This window comes from Rhizobium sp. N731 (assembly GCF_001664145.1).
Classification (GTDB): domain Bacteria; phylum Pseudomonadota; class Alphaproteobacteria; order Rhizobiales; family Rhizobiaceae; genus Rhizobium; species Rhizobium esperanzae.
Map to the genome: position 1 here is coordinate 2376947 of NZ_CP013601.1, position 19784 is coordinate 2396730.

At 61.7% G+C, this 19784-nt stretch carries 16 protein-coding genes; 11 read left to right on the forward strand and 5 right to left on the reverse strand.

Annotated features, from left to right (window positions below):
• Window positions 1-177 precede the first annotated feature (177 nt).
• From AMK02_RS11745 to AMK02_RS11755, 3 genes are all read left to right on the forward strand, one after another.
• On the forward strand, window positions 178-1389 hold the full coding sequence (locus tag AMK02_RS11745) for an NADP-dependent isocitrate dehydrogenase (RefSeq protein WP_020921416.1): 1212 nt from the start codon (window positions 178-180) through the stop codon (window positions 1387-1389).
• Window positions 1390-1459: 70 nt separating this feature from the next.
• Entirely contained in the window at window positions 1460-1906 is a 447-nt protein-coding gene (locus AMK02_RS11750; RefSeq protein ID WP_064802940.1) for a GNAT family N-acetyltransferase, read from the forward strand.
• 88 nt (window positions 1907-1994) lie between these two features.
• Window positions 1995-2621, forward strand: a complete 627-nt coding sequence (locus tag AMK02_RS11755) for a glutathione S-transferase family protein (RefSeq protein ID WP_064802942.1) — start codon at window positions 1995-1997, stop codon at window positions 2619-2621.
• Window positions 2622-2673: 52 nt separating this feature from the next.
• Here AMK02_RS11755 and AMK02_RS11760 read toward each other — a convergent pair whose 3' ends face one another.
• Window positions 2674-3525, reverse strand: coding sequence for an AraC family transcriptional regulator (locus AMK02_RS11760; protein ID WP_064802944.1), 852 nt, complete (start codon window positions 3523-3525; stop codon window positions 2674-2676).
• A gap of 397 nt (window positions 3526-3922) precedes the next feature.
• Here AMK02_RS11760 and AMK02_RS11765 point away from each other — a divergent pair, with 397 nt between their 5' ends.
• Window positions 3923-4150 carry a hypothetical protein gene (locus AMK02_RS11765; protein WP_064802951.1) on the forward strand — a complete coding sequence of 76 codons (228 nt, stop codon included), beginning with the start codon at window positions 3923-3925 and terminating at the stop codon, window positions 4148-4150.
• A gap of 347 nt (window positions 4151-4497) precedes the next feature.
• Here AMK02_RS11765 and alaS read toward each other — a convergent pair whose 3' ends face one another.
• Together alaS and recA are read right to left on the reverse strand one after the other, a co-directional pair.
• Window positions 4498-7152, reverse strand: a complete 2655-nt coding sequence (gene alaS, locus AMK02_RS11770; RefSeq protein ID WP_064802953.1) for an alanine--tRNA ligase — start codon at window positions 7150-7152, stop codon at window positions 4498-4500.
• A gap of 155 nt (window positions 7153-7307) precedes the next feature.
• Window positions 7308-8396 carry a recombinase RecA gene (gene recA, locus AMK02_RS11775; RefSeq protein ID WP_011425583.1) on the reverse strand — a complete coding sequence of 363 codons (1089 nt, stop codon included), beginning with the start codon at window positions 8394-8396 and terminating at the stop codon, window positions 7308-7310.
• A 229-nt stretch (window positions 8397-8625) separates the two neighbouring features.
• Here recA and AMK02_RS11780 point away from each other — a divergent pair, with 229 nt between their 5' ends.
• Together AMK02_RS11780 and AMK02_RS11785 are read left to right on the forward strand one after the other, a co-directional pair.
• Window positions 8626-9570 (forward strand): carbohydrate kinase family protein, encoded by a 945-nt coding sequence (locus tag AMK02_RS11780; RefSeq protein ID WP_064802955.1) that lies wholly within the window; start codon window positions 8626-8628, stop codon window positions 9568-9570.
• Between the two features lie 88 nt (window positions 9571-9658).
• Window positions 9659-10585, forward strand: a complete 927-nt coding sequence (locus AMK02_RS11785; RefSeq protein ID WP_064806159.1) for a pseudouridine-5'-phosphate glycosidase — start codon at window positions 9659-9661, stop codon at window positions 10583-10585.
• A gap of 265 nt (window positions 10586-10850) precedes the next feature.
• On the opposite strand, the gene cckA is transcribed toward AMK02_RS11785, so the two are convergent.
• On the reverse strand, window positions 10851-13451 hold the full coding sequence (gene cckA / locus AMK02_RS11790; protein WP_064802957.1) for a cell cycle histidine kinase CckA: 2601 nt from the start codon (window positions 13449-13451) through the stop codon (window positions 10851-10853).
• A gap of 304 nt (window positions 13452-13755) precedes the next feature.
• On the opposite strand from cckA, the gene AMK02_RS11795 reads away from it, so the two are divergent.
• Window positions 13756-14772, forward strand: a complete 1017-nt coding sequence (locus AMK02_RS11795) for a flagellar biosynthetic protein FliO (protein ID WP_189636962.1) — start codon at window positions 13756-13758, stop codon at window positions 14770-14772.
• 403 nt (window positions 14773-15175) lie between these two features.
• The gene (locus tag AMK02_RS11800; RefSeq protein WP_064802961.1) at window positions 15176-15811 is read left to right on the forward strand and encodes a DUF1062 domain-containing protein; all 636 of its coding nucleotides are present in this window, start codon (window positions 15176-15178) and stop codon (window positions 15809-15811) included.
• A gap of 90 nt (window positions 15812-15901) precedes the next feature.
• On the opposite strand, the gene dksA is transcribed toward AMK02_RS11800, so the two are convergent.
• Complete coding sequence (gene dksA / locus AMK02_RS11805; protein ID WP_008525884.1) at window positions 15902-16321, reverse strand: RNA polymerase-binding protein DksA; 420 nt, start codon at window positions 16319-16321, stop codon at window positions 15902-15904.
• Window positions 16322-16596: 275 nt separating this feature from the next.
• Here dksA and AMK02_RS11810 point away from each other — a divergent pair, with 275 nt between their 5' ends.
• The 3 genes from AMK02_RS11810 (at window position 16597) to AMK02_RS11820 (ending at window position 19718) form a co-directional block, all read left to right on the forward strand.
• Window positions 16597-17091 (forward strand): SixA phosphatase family protein, encoded by a 495-nt coding sequence (locus AMK02_RS11810; RefSeq protein ID WP_064802963.1) that lies wholly within the window; start codon window positions 16597-16599, stop codon window positions 17089-17091.
• 75 nt (window positions 17092-17166) lie between these two features.
• Window positions 17167-18642: a YcjX family protein gene (locus AMK02_RS11815; protein WP_064802965.1), complete on the forward strand. Its 1476-nt coding sequence runs from the start codon at window positions 17167-17169 to the stop codon at window positions 18640-18642.
• A complete protein-coding gene (locus AMK02_RS11820) occupies window positions 18639-19718 on the forward strand; it encodes a YcjF family protein (RefSeq protein ID WP_064802967.1) in 1080 nt (359 codons plus the stop codon). Before AMK02_RS11815 ends, AMK02_RS11820 begins: the two co-directional genes overlap by 4 nt.
• Window positions 19719-19784 lie beyond the last annotated feature (66 nt).

Below are 19784 nucleotides of genomic sequence, written 5' to 3' on the forward strand. Positions count from 1 at the left end.
ACTCGGGCGGGCTTATGCCGCGGAGGTTAGCCAATTTCCGCCACTTGGCAATGGCGGCAAAAACGTGATGTCCCTGCCCGTTGCAGCTTTGCGTTCCCGGCTCACAATGCTATAGCGCTCCGGATTACATCACCCAGCCGGGACAATATCCCCTTCCAAGCTTAACGAGGCAGATACATGAAGAAGATCAAGGTCGCCAATCCCGTCGCCGATCTCGACGGCGATGAAATGACGCGCATCATCTGGCAGCTCATCAAGGATAAGCTGATCCATCCGTATCTCGACCTCGACATCGATTATTACGACCTCTCGGTCGAAAACCGTGACGCCACCAACGACCAGGTCACGGTCGACGCCGCCAACGCCATCAAGAAGTACGGCGTCGGCATCAAGTGCGCGACGATCACGCCGGATGAAGCCCGCGTCAAGGAATTCAACCTCAAGGAAATGTGGAAGAGCCCGAACGGCACGATCCGCAACATCCTCGGCGGCGTCATCTTCCGCGAGCCGATCATTTGCCGCAACGTGCCGCGCCTTGTCCCGGGCTGGACGCAGCCGATCGTCGTCGGCCGTCACGCTTTCGGCGACCAGTACCGCGCCACCGACTTCAAGTTCCCCGGCAAGGGCAAGCTGACGATCAAGTTCGTCGGTGAAGACGGCACCGTCATCGAGAAGGAAGTCTTCAACGCGCCGGGCGCCGGCGTTGCCATGGCCATGTACAATCTCGATGAATCGATCCGCGAATTCGCCCGCGCCTCGATGATGTACGGACTGATGCGCAAGTGGCCGGTCTACCTGTCGACCAAGAACACCATCCTCAAGGCCTATGACGGCCGCTTCAAGGACATCTTCGAGGAAGTCTACGAGACCGAATTCAAGGATCAGTTCAAGGAAGCCGGCATCACCTACGAACACCGTCTGATCGACGACATGGTCGCCTCGGCCCTGAAGTGGTCCGGCGGGTACGTCTGGGCCTGCAAGAACTACGACGGCGACGTCCAGTCCGATACCGTCGCCCAAGGTTTCGGCTCGCTCGGCCTGATGACCTCGGTTCTGCTGACGCCTGATGGTAAGACGGTCGAAGCCGAAGCCGCCCACGGCACGGTTACCCGCCACTACCGCCAGCATCAGAAGGGCCAGGAAACCTCGACGAACTCGATCGCATCGATCTTCGCCTGGACCCGCGGCCTCGCTCACCGCGCCAAGCTCGACGACAATGCCGAACTCGCCAAGTTCGCCTCGACGCTGGAAAAGGTCTGCGTCGACACCGTCGAATCCGGCTTCATGACCAAGGACCTGGCGCTTCTAATCGGCCCCGATCAGCCGTGGCTCTCGACCACCGCTTTCCTCGACAAGATCGACCAGAACCTGCAGAAGGCGATGGCGTAAGCCAGCCGTTTCGGGATAGCATTGAAACGGCGGGGATTTCCCCGCCGTTTTCATTTTGGGAGAACCGCAGATGACGGCGTCCGTGCGCCCGCTCGACCCCTCTGATCGTACCGCTTGGGAGCCACTATGGAAGGCGTATCAGCGCTTCTACGAGGTGTTCATCCCTGCCGAAACCACGGATCTCACCTGGGCCCGCTTCCATGATCCTGACGAACCGATGCACGCGCTCGGCGCCTTTGATGAAGACGGCCGCCTCGTCGGCATCGTGCATGCGATTTTTCACCGCTCCTGCTGGCTGCCGCAATGGACCTGCTATCTGCAGGATCTCTATGTCGCCGATAGCCAGCGCTGCCTCGGCACCGGTGCCGTACTGATCGATGCGGTCGCCGCTCTTGCGCGCGCAAACGGCGCAGGCCGGCTCTACTGGATGACGCACGAAACGAATGCAACGGCGCGGCGGCTGTACGACCGGATCGCAGAACGCTCAGGCTTCATCCAGTATCGCAAAGCTCTCTGACGATCGGACTTGCACAAAGACCCCACCGCGCTATTGATTCCGGGCGACGGCAATGCCTGACCAGCACGACAACAGGAGGAGGAATGTCATGGCCGAAGAACTGGTATTCTACACAAACCCGATGTCGCGCGGCCGCATCGCGCGCTGGATGCTGGAGGAGATCGGCCAGCCCTACCGCACCGAACTCCTGACCTTCGGTGAAAGCATGAAGGCGCCGGAATATCTCCGTGTCAATCCGATGGGCAAGGTGCCGGCAATCCGCCACGGCAACACCGTGGTCACCGAATGCGCGGCAATCTGCGCCTACCTCGCCGAGACCTTCCCGGAAAAGGGGCTGGCCCCAAGACCGGAGGAGCGCGCCAGCTATTACCGCTGGATGTTCTTTGCTGCCGGTCCACTGGAATCGGCGGTGACGATGAAGGCGCTCGGTTTCGAAATTCCGACGGAGCGCCTGCGCATGGCCGGCTGCGGCGGTTTCGGCGACGTCATGAACACGCTCGAAATGGCCGTTTCCGGCTCGACTTATGTTACCGGCGAGCGCTTCACCGCCGCCGACGTCTATGTCGGCGCGCATATCGGCTGGGGCCTCGGCTTCGGTTCCATCGAAAAACGCCAGGCGTTCGTCGATTACTTCGGCCGCGTCAGCGAGCGTGACGCCTATAAGCGCGCCAATGCACTGGACGACGAGGCCGGCAAGACGATGCAGGCCGCCTGAGCGTTCAGGCACGATCGACGACGCGGCAACTCCGCCGCGTCCTCGCGCGAGCTCAGGCAAGCGGCATGTGGATTTCTGTCAGCAGCTCGGTTGGCGGCACGTCGCGTGGGTTGTTGAGATATTCCTCGAACATAACGCTGTCCTTCAACTGCCGTCCTGATTTGGGCAGCCATTCCGCATAAAGCCACTGATAGGCCTTGTGCATGTCGGCATAGGGACCTTTGTGACGCAGCACGGCATAGGTGCCGCCGTCGATCCTGCGTCTCTCGAACGGCGCTTCGGCCGGAACGTCGGCGGAGCCGGTTACACAGGCGATCGAGCGCAACTGTTCGGCCGGCACGATATCGGGATCGTCGAGATAGACACCGATTATCCTCATGTCGGGCCTGGCGAGGCCGCGGGCGTAAAGTGTGCCGAACAATGTCTCGAAGGCTTTGCCGATCTGCATATAAGAGCCGGTATGGGCGACGCCGATCAGCTCGGTTGGTGCGATCTCACGTATGGTAACGTCGAACATGATTTGGATCTTTCCGTTAGGTGAGGGTTTAAAGGCTGTGTGGCTTCCCTCTTTTCGATAGCGGGCCGGCGGCATGCCGTAGACCGACTTGAAAATGCGATTGAAGGATTGGAGATTGGGATAGCCTGATCGTTTCGCAATCTCACTGACGGCAAGCTCCGTGCCGACGATCTCGCCCGCCGCGCGATGCAGCCTCAGCCGCTTGACGGTGGCCGCCAGCGTCTCGCCATAAATCGCCCGGTAGATCCTGTGCCAGTGATAGCTCGACAGGCAGGCGATCTCAGCCAGGCGCTCCATATCCAGCTCCTCGTCGAGGTGGTCGTGAATATAGGCAGAAACCCGTCTCAGACGGCTTTCATAGAGTGCCCATGCCGTTTCGCCATTCATGTCAAACCTCATGCAAATCGATCGGCTGCAACAAAGCATAGCCCGATTTGATAAATCCTGCGGACTTGCGGGCGCTCCGGAGCGCCAACGCCATCACCCGCTAAGCGAGGGCTAGGAAATTGCGCTAGGTTGACTTTCCCTACCCAACTGGCAGCTTTCGCAGGGAATGGTTGATATTCATAATGTTGGTCGCTCTGAGCAAGTGACTTGAGGATTAAATCAGAACCCTGAGAAAATGCACGCTATCGTAAATCAGTCAAATCCACAGGCATACAATGAAGTTTCCACTTGGTAAGACTCTACTTTTCGGAATATTAGTGTCATCTATATTTTTTATACTGCTTATCTATATTTATGGAGAAACTCTCCAGCACATAAGAGCCCGGAAGAGCAGACGATGGATATATTAAAAAAATACCTTACGGAATCCGGAGAAGTCGACCGATTGCGTTTTGCGACTTGCTTCAGAATCGAAGAGTCAGAAATCGATCCAATTCCAAACGTCAGCTTCTTTATTGGGTGCGAGATAAAGAAACCGCTTTCGGCAGAACCGATTGCTCTCTCGGTGGCGTTCGGTGTTCGCGGGCAGGTTGAATTTATGGATATGGCGAGGGGCGAGAAATAGCGGGGTTTAGGTTCGCAACTCCTCTGACGAGTGTTGGACGACAGGAAACGCTGAAGTATTGGGAAGCCGGCAACGAACCATTGTCTACTTTGATATGCCGGCTCCGCCGCGCCTCTCCTCACAATTCCTGTGCCCGTCACAGAAATCTAGCCACCGCGCCTCTGCGCGGTGAATGAACCTATGCGACATTGAAGAGAGTCTCCCGCGCCCAAGGATGCGGGCGCGCTGGATTCCTGTGACAGGAACGAGGAGCGCTGGGGGAACCACGAATGAAGAACAAGCCTGTCAGCAAACAAAGGCGGAAGCCGAGCTTCCGCCTTTTCGAAACTTGGGAATGAACCGGCAGCTCACCCGGCGAGTGCTACGGCCACTGCCTCGATCGCTTCATCTGCCTTCGATCCATCGGGGCCGCCGGCCTGGGCCATGTCGGGACGGCCGCCGCCTCCTTTGCCGCCGAGGGCGGCAGAGGCGATGCGGACGAGATCGACAGCGCTGTAGCGCTCGATGAGATCAGGCGTCACCGCGACGACGGCGCTTGCCTTACCGTCATCGGACACACCGATCAGCGTGACGACGCCGGAGCCGATGCTGGTCTTGCCATCGTCGGCGAGCCCCTTGAGGTCTTTGGGATCGACGCCCGATATCGACTTGCCGAGGAACTTGACGCCGGCAACCTCGCGCACGGCATCGCCCGAGCCGCCCTGCCCGCCGCCCATGGCGAGTTTACGTTTGGCATCGGCCAATTCTTTCTCGAGCTTGCGTCGTTCATCGATCAGCGCTTCGACGCGCGACAAGACTTCCGACGGCTGCACCTTGAGCGACGCCGCGAGCATCTTCACGCGTTCGTCCTGCTCGGCAAGGTATTCACGCGCCGTTTCACCGGTCACGGCTTCAATTCGGCGGACGCCGGCGCCGACTGCACTTTCGCCGAGGACACGAACCAGGCCGATCTGGCCGGTCGCCGACACATGCGTACCACCGCAGAGCTCGACCGAGTAAGGTTTGTCGGTCTTCGCGCCGTGCAGACCCGTGCCCATCGAAACGACGCGCACCTCATCGCCGTATTTCTCGCCGAAGAGCGCCATCGCGCCTTCGGCGATCGCGTCATCAACGCTCATCAGGCGGGTCGTGACGGGCGCATTCTGCAGCACGATCTCGTTTGCCATGTGCTCGACGACCTTCAACTCCTCGGCCGACATCGGCTTGGGATGCGAAACGTCGAAACGCAGGCGCTCGGGCGCAACCAGCGAGCCCTTCTGGGCAACGTGCGTACCGAGTACTTCGCGCAGCGCCTCGTGCAGCAGGTGGGTTGCCGAATGGTTGGCGCGCAGGCGCGAACGGCGGGCGTGGTCGACAGTCAGAACGACAGCATCGCCGGTCTTGAATGCACCTTCGACGACAGTGCCGGAATGCACGAAGAGACCCTCGCCCTTCTTCTGCGTGTCCGATATCTCGATCTTGCCGTGGTCGGAGGAGATGACGCCGGTATCACCCATCTGACCACCGGATTCTCCGTAGAACGGCGTCTGGTTGACGACGATCTGCACCTTGTCGCCGGCCTTGGCTTCTTCCGCCACGGCGCTGTCTTTGACGATCGCCTGCACCACGCCTTCAGCACTCTCTGTGTCGTAACCGAGGAACTCGGTTGCGCCATGCTTTTCCTTAAGCTCGAACCAGACGGTTTCGGTTGCCTTCTCGCCGGAGCCGGCCCAGTGCGAGCGGGCTTCGGCCTTCTGGCGCTCCATGGCATCGGTGAAGCCAGCAATGTCGACGCCGATCTCGCGAGCGCGCAGGGCGTCTTGCGTCAGGTCGAGCGGGAAGCCGTAGGTGTCGTAAAGCTTGAAGGCGGTCTCGCCATCCAGCATGTCGCCCTTGTCGAGATCAGCGGTCGCATCCGAGAGCAGCGACAGGCCACGCTCCAGCGTCTTGCGAAAGCGGCCTTCTTCGAGCTTCAGCGTCTCCGAGATCAGCGCCTCGGCGCGCACGAGTTCCGGATAGGCGCGGCCCATCTCCTGCACCAGCGTTGGCAGCAGCTTGTACATCAGCGGCTCCTTGGCGCCGAGAAGCTGGGCATGGCGCATGGCACGACGCATGATACGGCGCAGCACATAGCCACGGCCCTCATTCGACGGCAGCACGCCGTCGGCAATCAGGAAGGCCGAGGAGCGCAGATGGTCGGCGATGACGCGGTGGCTGGCGCTGCCTTCCGCCTTGACTCCTATCGTATCCTCGATGGTGCCGGTCAGCGTGCGGAAAAGATCGGTATCGAAGACGCTCTGAACGCCCTGGAGGATGCAGGCCATGCGCTCCAGACCCATGCCGGTGTCGATCGACGGACGCGGCAGCGGATTGCGAACACCCGGCTCGGTCTGCTCGAACTGCATGAAAACCAGGTTCCAGAATTCCAGGAACCGGTCGCCGTCTTCCTCGGGCGAACCGGGAGGGCCGCCCCAGACATTCTCGCCCTGGTCGATGAAGATTTCCGAGCACGGGCCGCAGGGGCCGGTATCGCCCATCTGCCAGAAATTGTCGGAGGTCGGGATGCGGATGATCTTGTCGTCGGAGAAACCGGCGATCTTCTTCCACAAAGCCGCGGCTTCCTCGTCTTCGGAATAGACGGTCACCAGCAGACGATGCTTCGGCAGGCCGAACCCTTCGGTCACCAGCTTCCAGGCAAGCTCGATCGCATTCTCCTTGAAATAATCGCCAAAGGAGAAATTGCCGAGCATTTCGAAGAAGGTCAGGTGACGCGCGGTATAGCCGACATTGTCGAGGTCGTTATGTTTGCCGCCGGCGCGCACGCACTTCTGCGAAGTTGTCGCCGTCGCATAAGGACGTTTCTCAAGGCCGGTGAAGACGTTCTTGAACTGCACCATGCCGGCATTGGTGAACATCAGCGTCGGGTCGTTGCGCGGCACGAGCGGACTGGACGGAACGATCTCGTGGCCGTTCTTCTTGAAATAGTCGAGGAAGGTCGACCGGATATCGTTCACGCCGCTCATTCTATGCCCTTCAATGCGGCCCGAGGCCGGTAAATACAAATCCATCGGCTTTTAACGTTCGCCTCCGCCACTGTCCAGCAGACAAACAAAACCGGCGGCATTCTGATGAGGGAATGCAGCCGGCTGAAATATCAGATCAAGTTCAAGCGCGAAAATTACATTTCCGCGGCGGCATCGCCGTCATCGGCATCCGGACCGCCATTCTGCAGGAACCGGTCGGCGATCAGACCGGCATTCTGGCGCAGCGCCAGCTCGATTTCGCGGGCGAGATCCGGATTGTCGCGCAGAAAGGTCTTGGCGTTTTCACGGCCCTGGCCGAGACGCTGGCTGTTATAGGAGAACCAGGCGCCTGACTTCTCGACGATACCGGCCTTGACGCCGAGATCGACGAGTTCGCCCGTCTTCGACACGCCTTCGCCATACATGATGTCGAACTCGACCTGCTTGAAGGGAGGCGCCATCTTGTTCTTGACGACTTTGACGCGGGTCTGGTTGCCGACCACCTCTTCGCGCTCCTTGACCGAGCCGATGCGGCGAATGTCGAGGCGCACGGAGGCATAGAATTTCAGCGCATTGCCGCCCGTCGTTGTCTCAGGCGAACCGAACATGACGCCGATCTTCATGCGGATCTGGTTGATGAAGATCACCATGCAGTTCGACTTGGAGATCGAAGCGGTCAGCTTGCGCAGCGCCTGGCTCATCAGGCGGGCTTGCATGCCCGGCAGACTGTCGCCCATCTCGCCTTCGATTTCGGCCCGCGGCGTCAGAGCGGCGACCGAGTCGACGACGAGAACGTCGACGGCGCCGGAGCGCACCAGCGTGTCGGTGATTTCGAGCGCCTGCTCGCCGGTGTCTGGCTGCGAGATCAGAAGGTTCTGCAGATCGACCCCAAGCTTGCGGGCATAGACCGGATCGAGCGCGTGTTCGGCATCAACGAAGGCGCAGATGCCGCCCTTCTTCTGCGATTCCGCAATGGTCTGCAGCGCAAGCGTTGTTTTGCCCGAGCTTTCCGGCCCATAGATTTCAATGATACGGCCCTTCGGCAGGCCGCCAATGCCAAGCGCGATATCGAGGCCAAGCGAGCCCGTCGAAACCGTCTCGATCTCGACAACGTTCTCGTTGGAACCGAGTTTCATGATCGAGCCCTTGCCGAACGACCGCTCTATCTGTGAGAGTGCCGCTTCAAGCGCCTTGCTTTTGTCCACCGATTTGTCCTCTACCAGCCGCAATGAATTCTGAGACATCCGATCCACCTTTAGGTTATTGAAGCCGCTCAAGCAATGTCGAGTTTGTACCCGATTTGTTCCATTCCCGCAATAGGCGCACAAACATTTGAAAGAGAAAGGCAAAACGGTCCGTGTTCTACTTTTGTTTTATCGATGCAAAGCAACGGCTTAGACCATATAAGCCGGCTTTGTCGCAGCCAGGCGGAACGCTTCGATTCGCCCTTCGCGGGTTATGAGAGCGGGTGAGTTGATGAAAAAGATTCTCGTTCTCGGCGGTGCCCATGTCGACCGGCGTGGCCGCATCTCCGGCGAAACGGCGCCAGGCGCCAGCAATCCCGGCACCTGGTTCGAGGAGCCGGGCGGCGGCGGTTTCAATGCGGCGCGCAACCTTGCAAGACTGGGCTTTCACGTGACGATGATCTCGCCGCGCGGCGGCGATCCCTTCGGCGAAATGGTCGGCGAAGCTGCCGATTTCGCCGGCATTGACGACCGCCCCTTCGTCTTCCTCGACCGCAAGACACCGAGCTACACAGCGATCATCGAGAACAACGGCGACCTCGTGATCGCCCTTGCCGACATGGATCTCTATCGGTTCTTCGTGCCGCGGCGCCTGTCCATCCGCTGGGTGCGCGAGGCCTTCGCCGCCCATGATTTCATTCTCATCGACGCCAATCTGCCGGAAGAGACGATCGCGGCGATTGTCGCCAAGGCGAACTTCCTGGCCAAACCCGTCGCGGCCATCGCCATCTCGCCGGCCAAGGTGGTCCGGCTGAAACCCTGCATTGGAGATATCGACTATCTGTTCCTGAACGAGGCCGAAGCCGCTGCCGTTACCGGCGTGCAGCCGGAGGATTCGGGCGGCTGGCTGCCGCTCCTGAACGAGATCGGCATCAGAAACGCCGTTGTCACCCGCGGCCGGCGCGAGCTCGTTGCGATTTGCAAAGACCGCGCCGTGGCGCTGCAGCCGCCAATCGCCGATACCGTCGCCGATGTCACGGGCGCCGGCGATTCCCTTGCCGCCGGCACGCTCGCCGCCTTGATATCAGGCCTGCCGCTTGAAGAGGCCATTCGCCACGGCGCGGCGGCGGCAGCGCTCACGGTGCAGTCGCGGCACGCCGTCAACGAAAATCTGACGCCGGACCTCTTGAATGAGGCGCTTGCCCTTGTTCCCGAGGTCAGAATTCTACATTGAAGCGACTGAATTAAAGAGTTGAGCATGATGCCGTTCGAGAGCCGCCACGCTTTTCGCTATCATGCTCTGCCGATCACAGGACAAGATCATGACCAAGCCCATCTCCCCTCTTCTGCCGATCGCCTATTCGAAGGAGGTCGCCAGCGCCAAGCAGCGCGGCGCGCCGCTGGTGGCGCTGGAATCGACCATCATCACCCATGGCATGCCCTATCCCGGCAATATCGAAATGGCGCGCAGCGTCGAGACGATCATTCGCGAACAGGGCGCGGTGCCGGCGACGATCGCGGTCATCCACGGCACGCTGCATATCGGCCTTGAAGCCGCGCAACTGGAGCAGCTTGCCAAGGCAACCGAGGTGATGAAGGTGTCGCGCGCGGATCTTGCCTTCGCGATCGCCGAGCGCCGCACCGGCGCCACCACGGTCGCGGCGACGATGATCGCGGCGGCCCGCGCCGGCATTCGTGTCTTTGCCACAGGCGGCATCGGCGGCGTGCATCGCGGCGCCGAGGAAAGCTTCGATATATCAGCCGATCTCGAGGAGCTAGCGCGCACCGGCGTTATCGTCGTCTGCGCCGGCGCCAAGGCGATCCTCGACATTCCGAAGACTCTCGAAGTGCTGGAGACCCGCGGCGTGCCTGTGGTCACCTATGAGAGCGAAGAATTCCCCGCCTTCTGGTCGCGCTCCTCAGGCATCCGCAGTCCGCTGTCGCTGAACAGCCCAGCGGCCATCGCCAATTTTCAGACGGTGCGCGAGCAGCTCGGTATCGACGGCGGCATGCTCGTCGCCAATCCGGTGCCGGAAGCCGACGAGATCGCGCGCGAAGAGATGGAGATCTACATCGAGCGGGCCTTGGACAGTGCCGAACGCGACGAAGTGACCGGCAAGGCGGTGACGCCCTATCTGCTCTCGACCATCTTCGACCTGACGGACGGCCAGAGTCTCAAGACGAATATTGCGCTTGTTGAAAACAATGCGCGGCTGGCGGCAGAGATTGCCGTGGCGCTGGGGGAGTGAGGCCTACGGGGCTGGCCGGAACCGCCTTGCCCAGATAGGTGGTGCCGTTCCAGCCCCCCTCTGCCCTGCCGGGCATCTCCCCCACAGGTGGGGAGATTACAAGCTGCGAAATCTTCGGTTCACATCAACGTTTCGCCAAGCTGCAATGGATACTTGGTTGGGGAAGCCGCTGCGCCCAGCCGATCTCCCTCCTTGTGGGGGAGATGCCCGGCAGGGCAGAGGGGGGTGCGGCACGGCACAGCGTGCCCTCCAACACTCACTTCCCTCACCCGTCCAGCGTCTCTTTCACCACAACAGCCAATTGCTTCAGCGAAAACGGCTTCGGCAAAAATCCGAATTTCGCATCCGGCGGCAGATTGCGGGCGAAGGCATCCTCGGCATAGCCGGAGACGAAGATGAATTTCAGATCGGGGTAGTTCTTACGCAGCTCCCGCAGCAGCGTCGGGCCGTCCATTTCGGGCATCACGACATCGGAAACGACGATGTCGACCTTGCCCTCAAGCTCCTCCATGATGCTCAGAGCCTCGACGCCCGAGCCCGCCTCATGCACGGTGTAGCCGCGCGTTTCCAGCATGCGCTTGCCGCCGCGGCGCACCGCTTCCTCGTCTTCGACGAGAAGGACGACGGCCGAGCCGGTCAGATCCTCCGGCTGCTGCGCGGCCACCGCGGGCGCGGCTGGGACTTCATTGATCGCGTTGTCGATCGAACCCGCCTCCGCGGCAATCGCCGGCTCAGGGATGTGGCGCGGCAGGAAGACCCGGAAGGTCGTGCCTTTGCCGACTTCGGATTCCGGCTGGATGTAGCCGCCAGACTGTTTGACGATACCGTAGACCATGGCGAGACCGAGCCCGGTGCCCTTGCCGACATCCTTGGTGGTGAAGAAGGGCTCGAAAATCTTGTCCATGATCTCGGGCGCGATGCCTGTACCGGTATCGGCGACTTCGACCAGCACCATGTCCTCGGCCGGCATGTACGAATAGTTGAACGTCGCGACGTCGGCTGCGGTCAGATTGCGAGTGCGCAACGTCAGCGTGCCGCCGTCGGGCATGGCGTCGCGCGCATTGACGCAGAGATTGATCAGCACCTGTTCGAACTGCGAAAGGTCCGTTTTGACGGGCCAGAGATCGCGGCCATATTGCACATCGAGCTTGACATTGGTGCCCGAGAGCAGCCGGTCGACCAGCATGCGCAGGTCACCGACGACATCGGTGAGGTTCAGCACCGAGGGCCGCATCGTCTGCTTGCGCGAGAAGGCGAGCAGCTGGCGCACCAGCACCGCGGCGCGGTTGGCGTTGCGTTTGATCTCCATCAGATCGGCGAAGCTTGCATCGGAAGGACGCGCCTGCAGCAGCAGATGATCGGAAGAAAGCAGGATCGCCGTCAAGACGTTGTTGAAGTCATGCGCAATACCGCCGGCGAGCGTTCCGACAGCGTTCATCTTCTGCGTCTGCGCCATCTGCGCTTCCAGCGCCTTCTGCTCGGTCACCTCGACCGCATAGACGATCGCCGCCTCTTCTGGCGCTTCGTCGCTCTGATCGATGACGGCGTTGACATAAAAGCGGAAATAGCGCGCCTCGTCGGTCGGCGTGCGGGTATCGAGTGGCGGGATGTCACCCTGCCGGTCCTTGGCGGCCGTCAGCGCCGCGGCCAGTTGCGGCCGGTCGCTCTCCTGCACGATGGTTTCGAGATACGGCGCCTTTTCCAGGTCGTCGCGCGAGACGATGCCGGAGAACAGCTTCAGGAACGGCGCGTTGGTGCGCAGGATGCGTCCGTCGCCGTCGACCGAGGCGATCGCCATCGGGGTATTGTTGAAGAAGCGGGTGAAGCGCATGGCCGCAGCCGAAGCGGACTGGCCGCTCTCGCTGCTCTTTCCGCGCGCCAGCACGATCGTCCGGCTTTCGCCGGGCGCGCCGTCGCGCATCGAGGTGACGCTGTGGAGGATCTGCACCGGCAGACTCTGGCCGTTGGTTTTGCGCAGATCGAGATCCAGCGTCACGGTTTTTTTCAGGCCGGGCTCGGCCTGCACCGACTGGATCAGCGCCAGCCCCTCGCCCGCCACCAGGTCGCCGATCGACATCGAGCCCGGCAGGAACTTGGTCAGGTCGAGACCCAGCCACTCCGCAAGCGTCGCATTCAGGTAGAAGATCTCGCCCTTCCTGCCGGCGGAGAAGAAGCCGGCCGGCGCGTGGTCGAGATAGTCGATCGCATTCTGCAGCTCTTTGAAGAAGCGCTCCTGATCGTCGCGTTCGGCGGTGATGTCGGTGATTTGCCAGATCTGCAGCGGCTTGCCGCCATCATCCTCCGGCTGCAGCAGCCGCACCTTCAGCCGGTACCAATGCGCGCCCGAGCTGTTGCTGCCGGGCCCGACGGCGCGCAGCAGGCGGAATTCCTCCCGACCCTCCTTGCCCTCGCGCAGACCATTGACCAGCCGGTAGAGCGCCTCGTTGGATTCACGGTGCCGCGACAGCAGCGTTTCCAGCGTCTGCACTTCTGTTGCCTTGCGCGCGCCGGTCAGCGCGCCATAGGCGGCGTTGGCATAGATGATCCGGCCCTTATCGTCGGTGATCAGCGTGCCGTCCGGGTGGCTGTTGAGGAAGGTGCGCGCCAGGCTGTCGGACTGGCGCTGCGGCATCACTTCGATGAAGCCGATAACGGAAGATACCAGGAAGAAGATGCCGACCATGGCGAGAACGCCGAGACCGCCGAGCACCATCTCGTTGTCGAGCGATCGCTTGAAGACGACAAAAGCCCCGGCGGCCGCGATCAGCACGAGCGCCAGAAGAAGAATGCGCAAAACCGTGCCAGAACGCCCCCCACGATCCACAAGCGGTGCGTTATAGTCGTCGACCTGACGCGGTTTCGTCATATATTCCTCGCATAAGCCCCTCCCACCTCGTAGCACGAACAAGAAGCGGGAATCAGGCGCTCTTTCCTTCTTAGCAATTTGCCACGCCGGCAAAAACACCGGTCGCCGGCAAGATCGCTTGAATTCACAGGCAAGAGCGCCATCTGCGCCTGATGCCCGCGGCAAGTGCTCGCGCCAAGCCGGCAGCTGCAATTCGGCATAACACGAAATCGCCTTCGTGCATGACTGGACAGGACCGGCTGCCCTTGCCTAAGGAACGAAAAAGTCGTCAATATGTGCCGAATGTGAAATGGAGTGAGTGACTATGTTCGATGATCTTGTCGCAGCCTATGGCAGCCGTTTCCTGCTTGCGGCCGGTGGCGTCGGCCTGGCGCTCCTCCTGCTCATTCTGGCACTCTGGCTGATGCGAGGCCGCGCCCCGTCGCCCTTCGTACGCGGCGGCCGCAACCGTCAGCCCCGCCTGCAGGTGCTGGATGCGGCAGCCGTCGATGCCCGCCGCCGGCTGGTGCTCGTGCGCCGCGATGATGTCGAGCATCTTATCATGATCGGCGGGCCGACCGATATCGTCATCGAAAGCCGCATCCTCCCGGAGCCGGCCGAACAGCCGGAAAGCCTCTCACGCCCGGAGTCTGCCGCCGAGCGGCCGATTGCAGTCCCGCGGCCGGAAACACCGCCTGTTTCCGCCGCCCGTGCGCCGGTCACCCCCGCCGCCGAGCCCTCCTTCACTGCGCCTGCCGCCGCGGAGCCGCGGCCGCGTCCCGAGCCGCCGGCACCACCCACCATGCCGCCGCCGGTGGCCACCAGCCCTCTTCCGCCAGAACCCGCGACGACACCTCTATCGGCCGAACGCGACCAACCCCTACGAGCTGTCCCGCCCCAGGCGCGCGAGCCGGAGCGTCCCTCTGCTCCCGCCGGTGTGCAACCGGCATCGTTCCGCGATACCGCAAGCGCCGCCGAAATCCTGGATGCCGCCCGCCAGCGCGTGCTGCCGCAGCAGCGCATCGAGCCCGAGGTCTCCGCCCCGGACATGCCGGCGCCCCGCGCCGCAGCCGCTACGGCCGAGGACGATGCGGCTGCGCAATCGGCAGCGGCGATCCGCCGTGATTTCCAACGGGTGCTGGAAGAGGAAATGTCGAACAATCTGACCGCCGAGCGCATCGTGCCGGCCCCGGCAAACCAGGCCGCTCGCCAGGCCGCACCGCAGCCAGCCAACCTGCCGCGCCGCGATCCCGAGCTTGCCCCCATCACTGGTGCCGACACCGACCTGCAGAAAGAAGTTGCCCGCATCTTCGGCGAAATGAGTGTCAATCGCGACAAGTAAGACAACGCTTACATCCGGTTGCCGTCGCTCAGCCTTCGTCATGAAGTTGCATAAAAGCCGCAATGCTGCGGCTTTCACGTCACCGATGCCTCGGGGACTCCCTATCTCACTGATCATTTGCTATCGATCAGGCTGAAGAGCGTTGGCGCATTCGAGGTAGACTTTGCCTAAGTAAATACCGGTCTCACCCCAGTTTCACCCGTATTGTCGCAAGCGACGCGCTGGCGGCATGCGAACATGTTCATCGGGTGGTGGCGAGAGACCGGTTTGGCATTGTTACAACTTGCCATGTGCAGCTCCGCTGTCTCAGCTCTTCAGCCGTCCAAGACATCGCCATACCGCGCCCGCAAGGGTTTTCTCATGCACCATCTTGGTGGACTTCCGAATGGAAGACCAAGACGATATGTGCAAGACACTTCGGGTCCGATGGACCATCACTCCCAAGACGGCGCCCCAGCCATGGATCGCCTGCGGCGGATGCGGGGGCCTCAGAGCTTTCCGATCCAGCGGCAAGATCCGGCTCAATGCCAACGGTCGCAAGCTCGACGCCTGGCTGATCTACAAATGCCTGATCTGCGACAGGACGTGGAACCGACCAATCTTCGAACGCCGAAATATCCGAGACGTCGATCCGATGATTCTCGACGCGCTGCAGTCCAACGACCCGGACTGGATTCGGGCGGAAACCTTCAATCTTGATGCGCTGCGGCGCAAGTCGCAGCGCGTGGACGAGTTCGCCGAATTCGAGATCGCCAAGGAAATTCGGCACGAGACCGAAGGCTGGACGAGCCTGGAAATCGAACTAACGGCCCCGTTTCCAACAAGCCTACGCCTGGACCGGTTGCTGGCCGGCGAGTTGAAGATGTCACGCTCCCGCCTGCAGGCTCTTCACGATCGGGGCCTCTGTCGAACGGAACCCGAGCGGGCCGACATCATGCGGCGGCGGATCATGAATGGCACCCTCGTCACAATCGATCTCGCCACGCAGGCGGCGCGGGAGCCATTCTGGAAAGCTCTGGCGACCGACGCTTTCCCGTAACCGCCTCTTCGACACGCCGGAGATGGCTCAACAAAAAGCGCCGCGATCGGATCGCGGCGCTGAATGTGTCTCATCTCTGCATGGGAAAGGTCATTCGTCGCGGTAGACCTTTTCGCGACGTTCGTGGCGTTCCTGCGCCTCGATCGACAGCGTCGCGATCGGACGGGCGTCGAGACGCTTGAGACCGATCGGTTCGCCGGTTTCCTCGCAATAGCCGTAGGTGCCGTCTTCGATGCGCTGCAGCGCCGCGTCGATCTTGGAGATCAATTTTCTCTGCCGGTCGCGGGCGCGAAGTTCGATCGCCCTGTCGGTTTCCGACGACGCCCTGTCGGCGAGATCGGGATGGTTTGCGCTTTCCTCGGCCAGATGGTCGAGTGTTTCGCGCGCTTCTCTAAGGATATCGTTTTTCCAGGCGACCAGCTTTGCCCTGAAGTAGGCACGCTGGTTTACGTTCATGAATTCTTCCTCTTCCGAGGGAACGTAATTGCTAAGATCGATCTTCTCACTCAACGCGATTCTCCTGAAGAACATCTCATCTGGCGGGGTGTATATCCCAAGCGCTAGCCGCGATTCAAGCCAAATACGACAGCTAAACAGATTTTTAAATCTGTTACAATTTTCGGCTAACGGACTATTTTCTCATGATTATTCGCGTTCGCAATTTTCGTTTGGTCTTCAAAACGCCGTGTTGTCGGCCACGTTTTGGGCCGTTGCGGCATGGCTGGCGGTTGACGGCGGATGATCGCAACCGCTACTGAAAAGACCCGCCGATCCTGGATTTGCCCATGACCGTACCGCTGCCTCCGCCCAATCGCATCTATCTCCTGCGTCATGCCGAGGCCGCCTGGGCCGAACCCGGACAGCGCGATTTCGACCGGCCGCTCAACGAAAAAGGTTACGGCGATGCCGAGGTTATCGCCGACAAAGCCGCCGATAAGGGCTACCGTCCCGATCTTCTGATCAGTTCGACGGCGCTGCGCTGCCGCGATACCGCCGATGCCGTCCATCGGGCGATGGGTGTAGCACTGGACGTGAGTTACGTCGATGCGCTCTACAACGCCACGGTCGATACCTATGTCGAAATCGTCGACGCGCAGGATAATGCCGCCGTCATGCTGGTCGGCCACAACCCGACGATCGAGCAGGCGCTTGAGGCGCTGATCGGCCACGAGGCCATGGTGAACGCACTTCCCGCCGGCTTTCCGACGGCAGGCCTCGCCGTTATCGATTTCGACGCTTCCGCCAGCGGTTGGCGGCTTATCGATTTCCTCGTCGTCTGAAGTCTTTCGCTCCGCTTCTTTTGCGAGCAGCGCAGTCTTCCTATATTGCCGGCAGTCATCAACCGGAATTGCGCCTTGCCGCCACGCCTGACATCCCTCGCCGACGACGCCCGCATCGCGTTTGACAATCTCGCCGACAGGGCAAGCGGCCTCGTCAATCCGACCGTGCGGCTCGGCGTCACCGGCCTCTCCCGTTCCGGAAAGACGGTCTTCATCTCCTCGCTTGTCCACAATCTCCTGCATGGCGGCCGACTGCCGCTGTTCGAGCCGGTGCAGTCTGGGCGCGTTTCAGCCGTGCGGCTGGAGCCTCAGCCGGATGACGCCGTGCCCCGTTTCCAATATGAGGATCATATCCGGGCGCTGGTGAAGGACCGCGTCTGGCCGGATTCCACTCGCGCCATTTCCGAACTGCGCATCACGCTCGATTATCAGAGCGCCAGCGGCTGGAATCGCCTGTTCTCGCCCGGCCGGCTGTCGATCGATATCGTCGATTATCCAGGCGAATGGCTGCTCGACCTGCCGTTGCTCGGCAAGGATTACCGCACCTTCAGCGAGGAAACGATCGCGCTTGCGCAAAATGGCGTGCGCTCCGAACTGTCGCGGGAATGGTTGGCGCTGACCCGTGCCGCCGATATAAATGCCGGCGCCGACGAGATGGCAGCCCGCGAGCTTGCCACCGCCTTTGCCGATTACCTCAAGGCTTGCAAGGCCGACGAACGCTCGCTCTCCACCTTGCCGCCCGGGCGCCTGCTTCTGCCCGGCGATCTCGACGGCTCGCCGGCGCTGACCTTCGCCCCGCTCGTCCTGTCGCCGGGCGCGCGTCCCGATCGCGGCTCACTCTGGACGATGATGGAGCGGCGTTACGAGTCCTATAAATCGGTCGTCGTCAAACCTTTCTTCCGCGAACATTTCGCCCGGCTCGACCGGCAGATCGTGCTGGTCGACGCACTGCAGGCGATGAACCGCGGCCCCGAAGCCGTCCAGGATCTGGAGCGCGCGCTGACCGACGTGCTTGCCTGCTTCCGCCCAGGCACCAATTCGCTGCTCTCGTCGCTGCTGGGGCGCCGCATCGACCGTGTGCTGGTCGCCGCAACCAAGGCCGACCATCTCCATCATGAGAGCCATGATCGGCTCGATGCGCTGACCCGCCGCCTCGTCGATCGCGCCATCGCCCGCATCGGCATGGCCGGAGCCGGCATCGACGTGATGGCGCTCGCTTCCGTGCGCGCCACGCGCGAGGCATCGGTCAAGCGCGACGGCCATGAACTGCCTGTCATCGTCGGCACGCCAATGGAGGGCGAAACCATTGCCGGCGAGCGATTCGACGGCCAGAGAAAGACCGCAATCTTCCCCGGAGACCTGCCGCAGGATCCGGAAAGCCTGTTCAATCGCATCGCCTCGGGCGAGACCGCCGATACCCTGCCCGAGGTCAACGTCGTCAGGTTCCGTCCGCCGCATCTCGAGGAGACCGGCGGCGGCATCAAGCTGTCGGTGCCGCATATCCGCCTTGACCGCGCCATGCAGTTCCTGTTCGGAGACCGTCTCGCATGAGTAAGCCCCCCTCCGATTTGCCGCACCGCCCACCCGCCGCCTTCGCCTATGAGGATGAGGCTGCCGTGTCGCGCGACAATGGTCGGAAACAGCAAGGCCGGCGCAAACCGGAAAGCTTCTCGGACGAGATCATCTTGACGCCCGACGACGAGGATCCCTTCATCAATCCTGACAGGGATGCGAGCGCAGTGCCGGTGGCAACACCGCGCAAGCGGCGCACCTCTTTTGGCAAGATTGCGCTAGGCGCCTTCGGGATCCTGCTATCGCTCGGCATCGGCCTCTGGACCGACCGCCTGATTCGCGATCTCTTCACCCGCGCCGACTGGCTGGGTTATGCAGCTCTTGGCGTGCTGGCGATCGGCGTCCTCGCCGTGCTTGCCCTCGTCATCCGCGAGACCGCGGGCATGATGCGCCTTGCCGCTGTTCAGGTGATCAAGGCGGAAGCAGAGGCGGCGATCCTCGAAACACGGCCGGCGAAAGCGCGCGCCGTCGTTGCGCGACTCACCACGCTTCTTGCGGCCAATCCCGAAACATCGAAGGGTCGCGCGACGCTGAAGGCGACCGAGGGTGAGGTCATCGACCCCCCGCATCTGATCGCCTTGGCCGAACGCGAGCTGCTGGCCCCACTCGACCGCAAAGCGCGGGCGCTCATCGTCAACGCCTCCAAGCGCGTCTCGATCGTCACCGCCGTCAGCCCGCGCGCGATCGTCGATCTGCTTTATGTGCTCTACGAATCCGTGCGCCTCATCCGCGCCATGGCCGAGCTCTACGGCGGCCGCCCCGGCACGCTCGGCATGTTCCGCCTCCTGCGTGACGTGCTGGCCCACCTCGCCGTCACCGGCTCGATCGCCGTCGGCGACAGTCTCGTCCAGCAGGTGCTCGGCCATGGGCTTGCCTCGAAGCTATCGGCCCGACTCGGCGAAGGCGTGATCAACGGCCTGATGACCGCTCGCATCGGAATCGCGGCGATGGATCTCTGTCGCCCGCTTGCCTTTCGTGCGGTGAAGCGACCGGGAATCGGCGATTTTATCGGCGATCTCACACCTTCAATGTCGCCGCGCGGCAACAATCCTTAACCGACGAGGCGATTCCGTAGCTCTCACCTTCCCGTAGGTGAAGTTGGCGAAATTAAGCAGATTCAA

What these genes read in the sequence shown, in the direction of transcription:
- AMK02_RS11755 (WP_064802942.1), top strand. Translation starts at nt 1,995, where the DNA reads ATGGCCGAAGAACTGGTATTCTACACAAACCCGATGTCGCGCGGCCGC.
- AMK02_RS11765 (WP_064802951.1), top strand. Translation starts at nt 3,923, where the DNA reads ATGGATATATTAAAAAAATACCTTACGGAATCCGGAGAAGTCGACCGA.
- AMK02_RS11820 (WP_064802967.1), top strand. Translation starts at nt 18,639, where the DNA reads ATGAGTAAGCCCCCCTCCGATTTGCCGCACCGCCCACCCGCCGCCTTC.
- AMK02_RS11795 (WP_189636962.1), top strand. Translation starts at nt 13,756, where the DNA reads ATGTTCGATGATCTTGTCGCAGCCTATGGCAGCCGTTTCCTGCTTGCG.
- AMK02_RS11810 (WP_064802963.1), top strand. Translation starts at nt 16,597, where the DNA reads ATGACCGTACCGCTGCCTCCGCCCAATCGCATCTATCTCCTGCGTCAT.
- cckA (WP_064802957.1), bottom strand. Translation starts at nt 13,451, where the DNA reads ATGACGAAACCGCGTCAGGTCGACGACTATAACGCACCGCTTGTGGAT.
- recA (WP_011425583.1), bottom strand. Translation starts at nt 8,396, where the DNA reads ATGTCTCAGAATTCATTGCGGCTGGTAGAGGACAAATCGGTGGACAAA.
- AMK02_RS11785 (WP_064806159.1), top strand. Translation starts at nt 9,659, where the DNA reads ATGACCAAGCCCATCTCCCCTCTTCTGCCGATCGCCTATTCGAAGGAG.
- AMK02_RS11745 (WP_020921416.1), top strand. Translation starts at nt 178, where the DNA reads ATGAAGAAGATCAAGGTCGCCAATCCCGTCGCCGATCTCGACGGCGAT.
- alaS (WP_064802953.1), bottom strand. Translation starts at nt 7,152, where the DNA reads ATGAGCGGCGTGAACGATATCCGGTCGACCTTCCTCGACTATTTCAAG.
- AMK02_RS11750 (WP_064802940.1), top strand. Translation starts at nt 1,460, where the DNA reads ATGACGGCGTCCGTGCGCCCGCTCGACCCCTCTGATCGTACCGCTTGG.
- AMK02_RS11800 (WP_064802961.1), top strand. Translation starts at nt 15,176, where the DNA reads ATGTGCAAGACACTTCGGGTCCGATGGACCATCACTCCCAAGACGGCG.
- AMK02_RS11760 (WP_064802944.1), bottom strand. Translation starts at nt 3,525, where the DNA reads ATGAATGGCGAAACGGCATGGGCACTCTATGAAAGCCGTCTGAGACGG.